The following is a 14,096-nucleotide window of genomic DNA, read 5'->3' as shown; positions in this document are numbered from 1 at the left end:
CACCTTCTATTTAATAATACCAACTTCCTTGGCAACCTGTTCAATGGCTTTATAATTATCATTTTTCGTTGGAATAAATTTATCTGATTGGAACAGTTCCATGATTTCCGGTTGATCTGTGCTGTTAATAGAAAGCAGGGCATCGGTTACCTTTTGCTTTGTTCCTTCTCCAAATTTTTCATCCACTAAATTAATTGTCCAATGATAATCATAGTAGCTTGGTGTTGTATAGAAAACGTCGACTTTATTTGTATCTACTTTCTTTTCTGCCACTGCAGCTTCCCATACAGAGATGTTTAGTACACCGGCCTTCATAGAACCGGATTCTACTAATTTATAGGTTTTGTCATGCGAGCCGGAATAATTCGGCTGACCGTCAAAATCCTTTTCAGGGTCAATGCCAGCTTCCTCTAAGAAATAACGCGGCATTAAGTGACCGGATGTAGAGCTTTCACTGCCAAATGTAAAGCTTTGGCCCTTTAAGTCTTCAAGACTTTTAATGTTGGTGTTTGTACCTGCAATAAAAACAGAATGGAATTCCTCATCCATTGGTCTTTGGGCAATGGCTTCAGCGTCAGGCACAACGTTTCTGGCCTGCACACCTGTAAGTCCGCCAAACCAAGCTAATTGAATTTCACCGCGTTCAAAAGCCGTTACAAGTGCAGCATAATCAACGGATGGAACATATTCGACTTTAAGGTCTGTTTTCTCACTTAAATAATCTGCTAATTTGCTTAAACTTCTATTCATATCAGCCGCGTTTTGGTCAGGAATGGCCCCAATTTTAAATACTTCTTCTGTTTTTTCTGTTCCAGGCTCTGCAGCAGCATCATTTTGTTCCGCTTCTTCTTTAGCCGAACAGGCAGTAAGTAATAATAATAGTAGCAGGGTAATGCCTGCTGTAAACAAATTTTTCATTATACAGCCTCCAATTGAATTCTATGTACCTTTTGTTATTGTACTAAAATAGTTTAGTTTCGAATAGAAAATATCTATTAATTACTATTCATTTAATCGATATATATGTGTGTAATCTATCGTTTTTTTCGTTTTAATAAAAATTCCACCGGTTTTTTTCGGTGGAATGAAGCAAGTTTGCCAAACCTATTAAAAATTCAGAGCTAGTTAACGAGATTTTGTGACCAGTCCTCCACATTCCATATTTTTGTAATCCAGCTCTCATAAAATTCAAGTTCGTGGAAAATAAGTACAATGATACCTTTAGATGCTGTTAAGGCACGTTTCAGTTCTTCCGGTGTTGCCACAGTCATTTTAGCTGTTACTTGGTTCAGTTTGTTTTCTTGTTCATACAATGGAAAGAAAAGCATCCTTTAAGACGTCCTTCATCGTTTTTTCAGGTGTTAGAAGCCGATAAGCTCATTTATTCTTACCTTACTTTTATAAAGTTACTCATCTCATCATCATACAAGATTTTTCTTTATAATAACCTTTTTATTTTGGTATTCCACGTTAAGAATGGAGTGGATTTAAATATGAAGCGAATCATGATTACAGGTGCACTGGGTCAGATTGGTTCGGAATTGACTCTTTTTATGCGAAAACTCTATGGCGAAGACCATGTGTTGGCATCAGATATTAGAAAAAATGATTCAGATGTTGTTAGGTCAGGACCATTTGAACTTCTTGATGTAACGGATAGGAAAAGATTCAGCGAAGCTGCGAGAACGTTTCAGGCAGATACGATTATCCATTTAGCGGCTCTTTTATCCGCTGTTGCAGAGAGGAATCCGCTATTAGCTTGGCATCTTAATATGGGTGGATTACTAAATGCATTAGAGACGGCAAGAGAAACGCAGTCCAAATTTTTTACGCCAAGTTCGATTGGTGTATTTGGTCCATCAGCACCCAAAATAATGACACCCCAAGTAACAAGCCTGCGTCCTGTAACCATGTATGGAGTAAATAAGGTAGCAGGAGAACTTTTGTCTGAATACTATTTTCATAAATATGGTGTCGATACAAGGGGATTAAGGTTTCCTGGCTTAATTTCCCATGCCACTCTACCAGGGGGCGGAACAACAGATTATGCCGTGGAAATATTTTATGATGCCATTTTAAAAGGTCATTATACATCCTATCTGAGAAAAGAAACGTATATTGATATGATGTATATGCCTGATGCGCTGCAAGCAATCATAGACCTTATGGAGGCAGACCCCTCCACGCTTAAGCATCGCAATGCTTATAATGTTACAAGTATGAGTTTTTCACCAGAAGAACTGGCATCAGAAATTAAGAAACATATTCCGATTTTTACGATAGATTATAAAATGGACCCAATCAGGCAGGGAATAGCTGACAGCTGGCCCGATTGTATTGATGCAAGCGCTGCGATGAATGACTGGGGTTTTACCGTACAATATGATTTAACAAAAATGACGAAGGATATGATTGAGAAATTATCAAATAAGCTTACACCATAATGAGAGCTATCAGCCATATGGTTATTTTGTAAAAAGAAGGCACATGATTTGACATTTATATGAGTATGCTAAGTTCAACAGAATTACAAAAAATATTTTCAATAAATTAAGCGTTTCCCAAAAAACTATAATTAGACAAAAAGTCGAATTTCGTGTAAATTTGTAATATATTCAAATAATTAATATAGCAACAGGAGGATGACAAATGATTCGCTATAAAAAATTAGGCTATGTCGTATTAAGTGTAACAGATTTAAATAAATCAACAGATTTTTATGAAAATGTAGTAGGTATGCAATTTGTTGAACGTGAAAATGAAACCGTATACCTTAGAAGTTCAAGAGACCATCATAATTTAATCCTAGAACAAGGTCCTGAAGCGGGATTAAAAAGAGTTGCATTTGAACTTGAGAAAGCATCTCAATTCCAAGGTGTGTTTGATTATTTAACAGAGCAAGGTTTAAACCCAGTTGAATTAAGTAAAAAAGAAACACAAGCTCTTGCACAAGGTAGAACGCTTCGTTTTAAAGACCCAATTATTGGTGTAACATATGAGTTCTATGTTGAAATGATGCAAATGGGCTTACCGTTTGTTCCTAAGCAAGCAAAAATCACTAGATTTTTACATGTTGTATATGATACAAATCGCTTTGATGAATTGCTTGATTTCTATACAAATGTTCTTAACTTCGTTGTATCCGATTTCTCTGGAAGAGAAGTTGCATGGGCTTGGTTACGTGCGTTCCCTACACCATACCATCACAACCTTGCTATTACAAAAGGACCTGAAAACAAATTAAATCACCTTGCATATCAAGCTGAATCAGTTGACGATATTGGTATCCAAGTAAATAAATTAAATGATAATAATGTTCCAATCCTATTTGGACCTGGAAGACACCATCCATCAGGCAGTATTTTCTTATACTTTGCTGATCCAGACGGTTTAACATTGGAATACAGCCAAGGTATGGAAGAATTCCCTGAAGAAAATGCTAGAGAACCAAGACGCTTAGAGCCAAGTAAGGAAACAATCGATGAGTGGGGCGGATCACCAAAACCTGATTTCGCTAAATACGGTAAAATTATTGAAGAAGATCTTGTAAAGATTAATAACTAATAGTATAAAACTAGTATATTAACATAATAATAGAGCGATGAGGTGTGGACATTTTGTCTAAAGAAAAACATTTTCGTGTAGATTTTCATGCGCACATTATTCCTGGGAATTTCCCTGATTTCGAAGAAAAATACGGTGACAATCGTTTTCCAACTTTAAAACATACTTGCGACTGCGGAGCGGAAATCTATAAGGATGGAAAATCATTCCGTAAAATCGATGACAATGCTTGGGATCCGAAAAAACGTATTGCCCAAATGGATGAGGAAGGCATTGATGTGCAAGTTCTTTCTCCAATTCCGGTTACATTTGCGTATTGGGCAGATGCGGAAAAGTGCTTAGAATTGTCAAAAGCACAGAATGATTTTATCGCTTCTGTAGTAGCAGAATATCCTAATCGTTTTGTTGGCTTAGGTACGGTTCCGTTGCAAGATGCTGATTTAGCTATTGCTGAAATGGAAAGAGCCATTAATGAATTAGGCTTAAAAGGAATTGAAATCGGCAGTAATGCAAACGGAAAGACTCTTGATGACCCTGAAATTTTAAGATTCATCGAAGCAGCTGCAAAAATGGATGTTCCAATTTTTGTTCATCCTTGGGCAACTGTTGGTGTGGAAAGAATGAAAAACCACAATTTTATGTATTCTATCGGTATGCCATCAGAAACAGCGCTTGCGGCTGGAAGCTTGATTTTCAGCGGTATTTTAGAAAAGTATCCAAACTTAAAGATTTGTTTCTCACATGGCGGAGGCTCATTCCCTTATGTTTTAGCTCGAATTGATCAAGCTTGGGAATCATGGCCGAATATTCGAACAACAGCAGAAAAACCAAGCCACTATGCGAAACAGTTATATTTTGATACGCTTGTTTATGATCCGAAAAACCTTCAATTTATGATTGATAAATTTGGAACAGATAAATTAATGGCGGGCTCTGACTATCCGTTCGTATTACGTGAAATTCCTTCTGGAAAAGTAGTTGATGTAATGGAGCTTCCTGAAGAAGATAAGAAAAAGATGCTTGGCGAAAATGCCGTGAAGTTTCTTGGCTTGAACAAAGCAAATTATATAAAAGAACCAGTTAAATAATAAAAATAAAAAGAGAACTTTACCTTCTATGCGTCATGTATAAGGAAAGTTCTCTTTTTTTTTATGATATGATTTCATATGCATTGAAGTATATGATTCTCCTTTAGGATGTTGTTTAATTTAAACATGATTGTATTATAAACATCGTTTTTGTACGATTGCAGGAGAGCTTTTTTAAAAGTGTACTTCATAAAAAATAAGTCAATTTGTTTTTGAATGTAACGAATAATTTGCTCCTTATAAAACAACTTCCTTTTTTTTATTTTCTCATTCACATCCTCAGTCAGGGAGTAAATGAACTGAATCATAGATACTTCAAAATGACCGCAAAATTCAACAATATGCATAATGACAAATCCTCCTTGCTGTCAAGATATATCATGTAATTTTTACAATATATTTACAATGCATGTATTCATTTTAATGCATTCCCAATTAAAATCAATACAATCGACAAAACTTGTCAAAAACCATCTTATTCTACAATAATAGGCATCTCTATAGAGGATTTAGAAACATTAATCTTTCTAAACCTTATATAGAGATGCCTATCTGTTTAACTAGGTTAATATATTAATTCGTGTGTCTATTCTTTAATGCAGCCTCAAAAAATTGTAAAAATAAATGTATGCTGTCTAATTTTGGAGAGTTTTTCTTATAAATGCCTGCAATATTAAAAGTAAGATTTTCAAATTCAGGAAACGGAATAATAGAGTAATCATTATTAATGACAGAAGGATCGGTACCTAAAGATAATTCAGGTATAATACTGAAACCCCAGTTGTTTTTCACCATTAAATTAAGCATTTCAAAGCTGCCTACCTCAATCCGTTGCAAATCTTCCACACCTACTAATTTTTCATCAATTTTGATCCAGATAGGTGTTTCTCGACGATAACAAATCATGGTTTGTCCTACTAAATCCGCTTTCGTAATTTCCGATTTTTGTGCTAAAGGATGCCCTTTTCCGACCACAAAGACAAGCTTTTCATGAAAGAGAAATTGATACTCAAGATCATTAAAGGGAATAACATCCCTTACTAACCCGATATCAATAATGCCTTTTGTAATCATATTAGAAATTTCTATGGAATCTATTGCTTCAATTAAATCAAAAGATTTCTTATTTTGCGCTCTTAATAATGATAATATTTCTAAAATAATAAATACAGAGAAGGCAGGAGATAACCCGATTGTTAATGTTGGGGATTTTAATAGGTCAATGGTATGTTTCGCTTCATTCATATAATTTAGAATTTTCCGGGCAAGCGGAAGTAAAGCATTTCCTTCTTCTGTCAAAAGGATTTTTTTTCCGTCCCGATAAAACAATTTACAATCCAGTTCTGTTTCAAGTTTTTGAATCCTAGCAGTCACGGCTGGCTGAGTTAAATTTAGATATTCTGCCGCTCGTGAATAATTATTAAATTCATAAACGGTAATAAACGTTAAAAGTTGTTCATTATCCACGTTTATCCCTCCTAAAATTATTTCTTTAAAAAATCAAAAATTCTGTGTGGTGGAAAATAGTTACATGGGGAGATTAATCTTGAAAATAAAAGTATATTATCTAATAATAATAGTCTTTAATCTTTAATCTTTCAATTTATTTATGAAAAAAATTATTTATATTATCTAAAAATGTGATAAATTAGATGAATTAGTCGAAGAATTTTAAGTTTAACTTTGTTTATTAACATTGTTGATTTTTGACTTACTTTATAAACTGGGATGATTTAAAAATCTGACTTATCAACACTATTCGTTAGCCTAGCCTATGTTAAAATTTTATTTCTATTTTTAATAAGCTTAATGATTGCAAATGATTTTGACTATACATTAAAATGTTGAGCACAGGAAACCTTTTCTGATCAATGCATATGTTATAGCAGGTAATTTTTTTATGATAAAAGTTGCCTTTATGAAACATATTTTATTTAGCTCAAAAGCTCGTTTAAAAAGGAGAGGAAATAGATGACTGAAAATGTATTATTCGCTTTAGGGCTTACGCTGTTTGCAGGCTTAGCTACAGGCATTGGCAGTATATTAGCCTTTTTTACGTCAAGGACAAATACGAAATTTTTGTCATTTGCATTAGGTTTTTCCGCTGGTGTGATGATTTATGTTTCCATGATTGAAATATTTATTAAAGCAAAGGATGCCTTAATTAGTGCAATGGGGAATGTCACTGGGAACTGGGCAACCGTCGGAGGCTTCTTTGGTGGAATACTTTTAATTGCAATAATTGACAAATTTATTCCAAAACAAAGCAATCCCCATGAGTTAAAACGAGTAGAGGAAATGAAAAAGCCAGAAAACCCTGCAACTGACCCTGCACTTTTAAAAATGGGAACATTCACAGCGCTTGCGATTGCCATTCATAACTTTCCTGAAGGGATAGCCACTTTTACGTCAGCCATACAAGATCCCGCACTAGGGGTTGCCATTGCAGCTGCCATTGCGATTCATAATATTCCTGAAGGGATAGCCGTATCCGTACCTGTTTATTTTGCTACTGGAAGTAAGAAAAAAGCATTTAAGCTGTCCTTTTTATCAGGGTTGTCAGAGCCAATTGGTGCTTTTATCGCGTATTTAGTGCTAATGCCTTTTTTAAATGATATTATGTTTGGAATCATTTTTGCAGCTGTAGCAGGAATCATGGTTTTTATATCCCTTGATGAATTACTGCCGGCAGCAAAAAAATATGATGAAGCACATACCTCTATTTATGGATTAATTGGCGGTATGGCCGTCATGGCTTTGAGCCTATTGTTATTTTTGTAATATTCTCCTTGGAAAAGTCCTGATTGGGACTTTTTTATGTTTTTATTTTCTCCATATATGGCTTAGCTTATTTACATAAAAAATGTATTTTTTCATGCTCCAAGGTAAAAATACAAAAGGGAAATGAATTATAACTAAGGAGGAAATAAAATGAAACTAAAGGCTTTATTAACATCCGTCTTTTTAGTAGGTTTATTAACTGCTTGCGGCGGCGGTAATGATGACCAGGCTGCTGAAGAAAAGGATCAAGCAGCAACAGAGAATGAGGAAAAAGCGGCGGAAGAAACCGATGAGAATGCAGCGACTGACGAAAATAAAGATGAAGACAAAGAACAAACAACAGATGCTTTAACAACCGCTTCTATTGTAAATGAACCGGAGGCATTCAAAAAAGCTGTAAGTGAAGAAGGTACATGGATTGTTGCGATTCTTGAAGATATGACTATTGATGAAGAAGTATTAGTTGCAGGTGAGTTCCATGATAAGAATGATGCAACAAAGGATGTGTATCGTAAACTAGCATTATACACACAGGATGAAGACCATAATATCACTGCCTCATTTACATTAACCGTCCCTAAATTAATTGTACAAAGTCCTAATTTTAAAATCCAAGGGGGTACGGTAAAAGGGGACGTATTAGTTGAAGCACAAGGTTTTTCGCTAGATAAAACGGCTACAATTGACGGAAATCTCATTTTTGCTAATGAAGATGTGAAATCATCGGCTATCATTGACGGTAAAGTAACAGGTTCCACTGAAACGAACAATCAATAAATGACAAAATGACGTATGCCAATAGCATGCGTCATTTTGTCATTTATTGAGGATTTTTACTATAATAAAATGTGAATTTAGTATGATCATAAATTCACAAAATATACATATGCAATAGGTCTATTAATAATCAAAATATGATAAATTGATTGCAGGAACTACTTTTTACATCCTAGGAGGAAAAGCATATGAAATTTAAACTATTGTTAGCATCAACCGTATTAGTAGGGACTTTAGCTGCATGTGGCGCGGAAGAAGAAAAACCAGCTGAAGAAGCAGTAAAAGAAAAAGCAGAAGAGAAGACTGATGTAGTAACAACAGCGTCTATCGTAAATGAAGCGGATGCATTAGTGAAAGCTCTTAGTGCAGAAGGAACATGGATTGTTGCAACTCTTGGTGATATTACTGTAGATGAAGAAATTGTGGTGGCTGGTGAATTCCACAATAAAGGTGATGCAGCACAGGATATCTACCGTAAGCTTGCTCCATATACGCAAGATGAAGACCACAATGTACTTGAAAGATTTACTGTCACTGTACCGAAAATGACTGTACAGTCTGAAAACTTCAAAGTACAAGCTGGTACGGTAAAAGGGGATATTTATGTAGAAGCTAAAGGCTTTACGTTAACTGCGGATGCTACAATTGATGGAAACGTTTATTATGCAAGCGAAGACTTAAAAGCTTCTGCAGTGATTGAAGGTAAAGTAACCGGAGCTCAAGAAGTAGGAGCTGCTTCTGATGTTGTAACAACAGCATCTCTTGTAAAAGATGGAGAGGCATTAAAGAAAGCAGCTAGTAAAGATGGAACATGGATTTTTGCCATTCTTAACGATGTAACAATTGATGATGAATTAGTTGTAGCTGGTGAATTCCATGATAAAAATGACCCAGCAAAACCAATCTATCGTAAGTTTGCACCATATACACAAGATGAGCAGCGTAATGTTCTTGAAAGATTTACTTTAACCGTACCGAAAATGACTGTACAAAGTGAAAACTTTAAAGTACAAGCTGGTATTGTAAAAGGTGATGTTTACGTTCAAGCAAAAGGCTTTACATTAACTGCAGATGCTACAATTGATGGAAATGTATATTTCGCAAGTGAAGATGTAAAAGCAGCAGCAGTAGTGGAAGGTAAAGTAACTGGAGCAACGGAAGTAAAAAAATAAACCAATAGTTTATAAAGCAGCATTCTGTTCATATAAAGACAGAGTGCTGTTTTTTTACTTCTTTCAGAATGGATAGGACCGATAACGATTTAATAATTGGCGAATCATTCCACTCATTTTCATCTGTGCTGGATGGAAAGATAGTAATGCCACTCTAAAAAAAGGGGCAATGTGATGTTTACATTTAGGAGGATGATGATGGGTATACTTAGCGGAAATCCAAAAGAAGAGCCATTGCACTATGGCGAGGTTTTTGCCTTATGGACACATTTAAATGCGGCCAAAGCCATGGTGGCAGCTTATGAAACGCTCTCAAATCATATTGGTGATGAGGAGTTAAAAAAACTAGTCGAGGATGTAATTGAGAATGGTACAAAAGCCGAGATTGAAGAAGTCGAAATCGTTCTAAAAGAAAATGGAGTCGGGCTTCCTCCAACACCTCCTGAACGTCCAAAGGCTTGTTTGGAAAATATTCCAGCTGGTGCACGATTCATGGATCCAGAAATTTCCAATAAGCTTGGTGTGGATCTTGCTGCAGGTCTTGTCAGCTGCAGTACTGTCATCGGTCAGTGCATTCGTGAGGATATTGCGATGATGTATGGACAATTCCATATGAAAAAAGCGCAATATGCAGCAAAAACGCTGAAGCTTTTGAAAGAAAAAGGCTGGCTCGTACCGCCTCCGCTTCATCTTGACAAAGCAGAATGTTAATAGAAGGTGGTGCTTGTCATGTCAAAAGCAGGTGAATTCCAAAATAAAGAACAATACATGATGCCCAATGCCTTAAAACAGCAAAAGGATTTTCATTACCGTGTAGGCTACACATCAACGACTGGAAATGAAACGAACGGGAAGGAAAAGCCCGGTAAACGCTCAGATTTAGAAAGTTAGAGTTTAGTACTTAAATAAATGAAGAGATTATCTATTCATACAAAAAGAACGCTTGCTGCAAGCGTTCTTTTTATACATGAATATTAATGTTGTTTGTTTGGCAGTTTACCGCTAGGATTTCCTCTTCCTTGGCGTTTACGATTTTGTTCATCTTTTTGTTGTTTTTCGTGTAATTTCTCAACAAATTGATTTGTATTCTCCATTTAAATCCCTCCTTTATAACAGGCGCTAGTTGTTACTTTCTCCATTTACATCAAAAAGATGTATAGAAAAGTAGTAAACATTCTTTTCATAAGTCCCATAAATAAAAATCTTTAGGAAAGTTCGGATAACAAAGAACATGAAGTTATAGTAAGATAAGAATATAGAATTGGAAGGTTAGGAGGTACTTATGAAAGGACACTATAAATTCATCAGTGTGATGTTGATTTTTGGCAGTATTGGTATTTTTGTAAAGAATATTAATCTTTCTTCCAGTGAAATTGCCCTTCTGAGAGGCATACTGGGAGGACTATTCCTGCTAGGTGCGAGTTTTCTTGTTAAACAGCGGATATCATTTAAGGCCATTAAAGCCAATTTTTTCTTACTGTTTTTATCAGGGGCAGCGTTAGGGTTTAATTGGATTTTTTTATTTGAAGCTTACAGATATACAACGATTTCAAACGCAACCTTGAGTTATTATTTCGCTCCCATATTTGTCATGATTCTTGCACCAGTTATTTTGAAAGAGAAATTAACAACAGTGAAAGTTGGCAGCATTATAACTGCTATGATTGGATTATTTCTCGTTGTTGATATGGGTGAAGGCAGCGGAGGAATGTTTCAGCATACAGTTGGTATTTTATATGGTCTTTTAGCAGCAGCTTTATATGCGAGTGTTATTTTAATGAATAAGTTTATCAAACGTTTATCCGGCTATGAAACCACGTTAGTCCAATTATGGGTTGCTGCACTTATTCTTCTGCCATATGTGTATATGAACGAACAAATTGATTTTTCAGGTATGAATACTCAATCTTTATTGTTTATTTTCATTATTGGTATTGTTCATACTGGTATTGCATATTTTATCTACTTTGTCTCAATAAAGGAGCTTAAGGGACAGACTATTGCCGTTCTAAGCTATATTGATCCAATATCTGCCGTTGTTATGGCTGCTATATTTTTGCATGAAAGCATGAGTATGATTCAAATATTTGGAGGAATGCTTATTTTATCTTCAACATTTATAAGTGAAAGCTTCGATAAGAAGCTTCAAAGCACAGATAAGATGAATACATAATTATTAATAATTACTAATAGCATACTGTGTTAAATTCACATTATTAAATTTTCTGAATCTGTCCTGCAAGACATGGATACTCGAATAAATTCAAAGCGAACAGCATCAAGACCACACTGTTCGCTTTGTTCGTGTGTGACAATTGTATTTTTTTACATAATAAAATTATGGTTAACTAATTTAATGAAAATGACATTATGTGCTAATTACACATTAATATCTTATAAAACTCTCCGCTCAGCACCTTATTCAATCTTTACGATTTCACTCGATCACTGCTGTAAAATGAACTAATGCCATTGCCCTATTTCCTATGGTAAAAGCCCAATCTCTACACACTTACCTAATGATTGAATAAATTATCTTAGATATATAGAGGAGGCGCATTTCCCATGGAATTTTTACAATTGCCAAATAGGACCTCAGGAAACCGGAAGTTTGGACTAACATCAATTATTGATAAAGGTACTCCACTTGGAGAATTAGAACATATACTTAAAGATTATCATCACTTTATTGATATTGCTAAATTTGGGATGGGAACTGCTTATGTGACTCCTAATCTAAAAGAAAAAGTCAATCTGTATAAGAAATATGGAATTAAACCATATTTTGGTGGCACCTTATTTGAAAAATGCTATGCCCAGCAAAAAATTTCAGAATATCTCAAGTGCTTAAAGAATCTGGAAATCGAATGGGTAGAGGTATCAAATGGTACGATTGATATTACACTCGAAGAAAGACTAGGTATAATTCAAAGGGTAAAAAATGATTTTTTTGTCATTGCAGAGGTTGGATCGAAGGACTCTAATCAGGAGATGCCGATTGGAAAATGGCAGGAAGAAATAAAAACGTTATTAGAGGCTGGATGTGAATATGTGATTACAGAGGGAAGAGATTCGGGAACTTCTGGAATCTATGATCAAAGCGGGAGCCTGAAAGCAGATTTAATCCGTCAGCTAGTAAAAGGCATTGACAGTACAAAGATTATTTTCGAAGCTCCAACGACGAAACACCAATGCTTTTTTATTAATGAACTTGGTGCAAACGTTAATTTAGGGAATGTAAATATTAAAGACGTATTATTATTAGAGACCCAGAGATGGGGCCTGAGAAGTGATACGTTTGATTTGGGGGATTGTGCATGCAGGCTACCTTCATAAGACATTTACCAACAGAGTGGAATCAGAAAACTTGGCTTCAAGGGAGAAGGGATATTGACATTTTACCGCTGACAGAATCACTTCAGGATGAGATTCAAGAAAATCAACTCCTTCTTTCTTCGTTATCACCATTTGACTTGGTAGTAGCAAGTACATTGAAAAGGACTCATCAAACAGCTCTTTTATACGGTTATCGTCCTGAAACAGAAACGTTGTTAGATGAATTAGATTTTGGATCGTTTGAAGGACGTCCCAAAAAAGAGCTTTTAGAAGCTTACGGAAGTATGTGGGAGAATAATCCACGAGAAATGGTACTGGGCGAAAGTATAATAAACCTGGAAAAACGAGTTCTTTCATTTCTCGGTAAGTATAGGGAGCGAAAGAATATTTTAATATTCGGACATGGTTCATGGATTCGCGCCATTATTTCGTACGCTCAAAACGGCCATATAAATGATATGAATAAAATAATCGTTGGAAATAACGAGTGTATTACGTTGCATTTTGATTGATAGCGAATGTATTGGAAACGGGGTGCTGGATTTTGTCAGAGATTATTTCGTATGAAAATTGGGACGAAAAACAAGTCAAAGTGAAATTGGATCAACTAAAAGATTATTTTGATGTTTTAAAATGGGCCTATAAAGAGTATAAGGATGAAATTGTCTATGCCTGCAGTTTTGGAGCTGAGGGAATCGTTTTAATTGATTTAATTTCAAAAGTAAATAAAACGGCTAAAATTATTTTTCTTGATACTGGTCTCCATTTCCAAGAGACGTATGATTTAATTGAAAAAGTGAAAGAACGTTATCCCTCATTACTCATCACAAAAGTGAAACCGGTAAGTTCTTTAGAAGAGCAAGCAAAATGGTATGGCGACGAATTATGGAAGCACAACCCAAATCTATGCTGCCACATGAGGAAAGTGGTTCCCCTTACAGAGGCATTAAAGGATACTAAAGCTTGGATATCCGGTCTTAGAAGAGAACAGTCCCCAATAAGAAGTAAAACTCAATATATTAATAAAGATGATAAATTTCAGAAAATAAAAATTTGCCCGCTTATTCATTGGACATGGGAGGATGTTCTTACCTATATTGAATTAAACAAGCTGCCATATAATCCATTACATGATAAAGGATATCCAAGCATTGGCTGTGCGCCTTGTACACAGCCAGTTTTAGACAACGGTGATCAGCGAGCTGGCAGATGGGCTGGTACATCAAAATCAGAATGCGGTTTGCATCAAAGTTAAGTAGGATACTGCGAATAGAAGAGTGAAGAAGGTTCCAATAGGGGGATCTTCTTTTGATTTATTTTTAATAAATATAACAGGAAGTAGACGCGAATAGAATTTATTAGAATATCCATAATAACA

16 protein-coding genes are annotated in these 14,096 nt (G+C 35.3%); 12 read left to right on the top strand and 4 right to left on the bottom strand.

Annotated features, from left to right (window positions below):
- Nucleotides 1–6 precede the first annotated feature (6 nt).
- Both F4V44_RS07280 and F4V44_RS07275 read right to left on the bottom strand, forming a co-directional pair.
- On the bottom strand, nucleotides 7–918 hold the full coding sequence (locus F4V44_RS07280; RefSeq protein WP_150439344.1) for a putative selenate ABC transporter substrate-binding protein: 912 nt from the start codon (nucleotides 916–918) through the stop codon (nucleotides 7–9).
- Between the two features lie 203 nt (nucleotides 919–1,121).
- Nucleotides 1,122–1,313: a hypothetical protein gene (locus F4V44_RS07275; RefSeq protein ID WP_150439343.1), complete on the bottom strand. Its 192-nt coding sequence runs from the start codon at nucleotides 1,311–1,313 to the stop codon at nucleotides 1,122–1,124.
- A gap of 180 nt (nucleotides 1,314–1,493) precedes the next feature.
- Here F4V44_RS07275 and F4V44_RS07270 point away from each other — a divergent pair, with 180 nt between their 5' ends.
- The 3 genes from F4V44_RS07270 to F4V44_RS07260 all read left to right on the top strand — a co-directional run bounded on the left by F4V44_RS07270 (nucleotide 1,494) and on the right by F4V44_RS07260 (nucleotide 4,652).
- On the top strand, nucleotides 1,494–2,444 hold the full coding sequence (locus F4V44_RS07270) for an L-threonine 3-dehydrogenase (RefSeq protein ID WP_150439342.1): 951 nt from the start codon (nucleotides 1,494–1,496) through the stop codon (nucleotides 2,442–2,444).
- Between the two features lie 205 nt (nucleotides 2,445–2,649).
- The gene (locus F4V44_RS07265; protein ID WP_150439341.1) at nucleotides 2,650–3,564 is read left to right on the top strand and encodes a VOC family protein; all 915 of its coding nucleotides are present in this window, start codon (nucleotides 2,650–2,652) and stop codon (nucleotides 3,562–3,564) included.
- A 53-nt stretch (nucleotides 3,565–3,617) separates the two neighbouring features.
- Complete coding sequence (locus tag F4V44_RS07260; RefSeq protein WP_150439340.1) at nucleotides 3,618–4,652, top strand: amidohydrolase family protein; 1,035 nt, start codon at nucleotides 3,618–3,620, stop codon at nucleotides 4,650–4,652.
- A gap of 573 nt (nucleotides 4,653–5,225) precedes the next feature.
- Here F4V44_RS07260 and F4V44_RS07255 read toward each other — a convergent pair.
- Nucleotides 5,226–6,119 carry a LysR family transcriptional regulator gene (locus F4V44_RS07255; protein WP_150439339.1) on the bottom strand — a complete coding sequence of 298 codons (894 nt, stop codon included), beginning with the start codon at nucleotides 6,117–6,119 and terminating at the stop codon, nucleotides 5,226–5,228.
- Nucleotides 6,120–6,623: 504 nt separating this feature from the next.
- On the opposite strand from F4V44_RS07255, the gene zupT reads away from it, so the two are divergent.
- From zupT to F4V44_RS27285, 5 genes are all read left to right on the top strand, one after another.
- Nucleotides 6,624–7,433 (top strand): zinc transporter ZupT, encoded by an 810-nt coding sequence (gene zupT, locus F4V44_RS07250; RefSeq protein WP_150439338.1) that lies wholly within the window; start codon nucleotides 6,624–6,626, stop codon nucleotides 7,431–7,433.
- Nucleotides 7,434–7,583: 150 nt separating this feature from the next.
- Complete coding sequence (locus tag F4V44_RS07245) at nucleotides 7,584–8,210, top strand: hypothetical protein (RefSeq protein ID WP_150439337.1); 627 nt, start codon at nucleotides 7,584–7,586, stop codon at nucleotides 8,208–8,210.
- Between the two features lie 188 nt (nucleotides 8,211–8,398).
- Entirely contained in the window at nucleotides 8,399–9,382 is a 984-nt protein-coding gene (locus F4V44_RS07240; protein ID WP_150439336.1) for a polymer-forming cytoskeletal protein, read from the top strand.
- Between the two features lie 198 nt (nucleotides 9,383–9,580).
- The gene (locus F4V44_RS07235; RefSeq protein WP_150440080.1) at nucleotides 9,581–10,093 is read left to right on the top strand and encodes a DUF3231 family protein; all 513 of its coding nucleotides are present in this window, start codon (nucleotides 9,581–9,583) and stop codon (nucleotides 10,091–10,093) included.
- Nucleotides 10,094–10,111: 18 nt separating this feature from the next.
- Complete coding sequence (locus F4V44_RS27285) at nucleotides 10,112–10,273, top strand: hypothetical protein (RefSeq protein WP_191090605.1); 162 nt, start codon at nucleotides 10,112–10,114, stop codon at nucleotides 10,271–10,273.
- An 83-nt stretch (nucleotides 10,274–10,356) separates the two neighbouring features.
- On the opposite strand, the gene F4V44_RS07230 is transcribed toward F4V44_RS27285, so the two are convergent.
- Nucleotides 10,357–10,476 (bottom strand): DUF4023 domain-containing protein, encoded by a 120-nt coding sequence (locus tag F4V44_RS07230; protein WP_150439335.1) that lies wholly within the window; start codon nucleotides 10,474–10,476, stop codon nucleotides 10,357–10,359.
- Nucleotides 10,477–10,664: 188 nt separating this feature from the next.
- Between F4V44_RS07230 and F4V44_RS07225 the strand changes: the two genes are divergently transcribed.
- The 4 genes from F4V44_RS07225 (at nucleotide 10,665) to F4V44_RS07210 (ending at nucleotide 13,973) form a co-directional block, all read left to right on the top strand.
- A complete protein-coding gene (locus F4V44_RS07225) occupies nucleotides 10,665–11,555 on the top strand; it encodes a DMT family transporter (protein ID WP_150439334.1) in 891 nt (296 codons plus the stop codon).
- 392 nt (nucleotides 11,556–11,947) lie between these two features.
- Nucleotides 11,948–12,718 carry a phosphosulfolactate synthase gene (locus F4V44_RS07220; protein WP_150439333.1) on the top strand — a complete coding sequence of 257 codons (771 nt, stop codon included), beginning with the start codon at nucleotides 11,948–11,950 and terminating at the stop codon, nucleotides 12,716–12,718.
- The gene (locus F4V44_RS07215; RefSeq protein WP_150439332.1) at nucleotides 12,700–13,230 is read left to right on the top strand and encodes a histidine phosphatase family protein; all 531 of its coding nucleotides are present in this window, start codon (nucleotides 12,700–12,702) and stop codon (nucleotides 13,228–13,230) included. The genes F4V44_RS07220 and F4V44_RS07215 overlap by 19 nt, the downstream gene beginning before the upstream one ends.
- A 41-nt stretch (nucleotides 13,231–13,271) precedes the next feature.
- Nucleotides 13,272–13,973: a phosphoadenylyl-sulfate reductase gene (locus F4V44_RS07210; RefSeq protein ID WP_396897491.1), complete on the top strand. Its 702-nt coding sequence runs from the start codon at nucleotides 13,272–13,274 to the stop codon at nucleotides 13,971–13,973.
- Nucleotides 13,974–14,096: the final 123 nt, after the last annotated feature.

The sequence above is a fragment of the Niallia endozanthoxylica genome (assembly GCF_008710145.1).
Lineage (GTDB): Bacteria > Bacillota > Bacilli > Bacillales > Cytobacillaceae > Bacillus_BD > Bacillus_BD endozanthoxylica.
The sequence above is the reverse complement of the archived record's forward strand: the minus strand, read 5'-3'. Positions and strand labels throughout refer to the sequence as shown.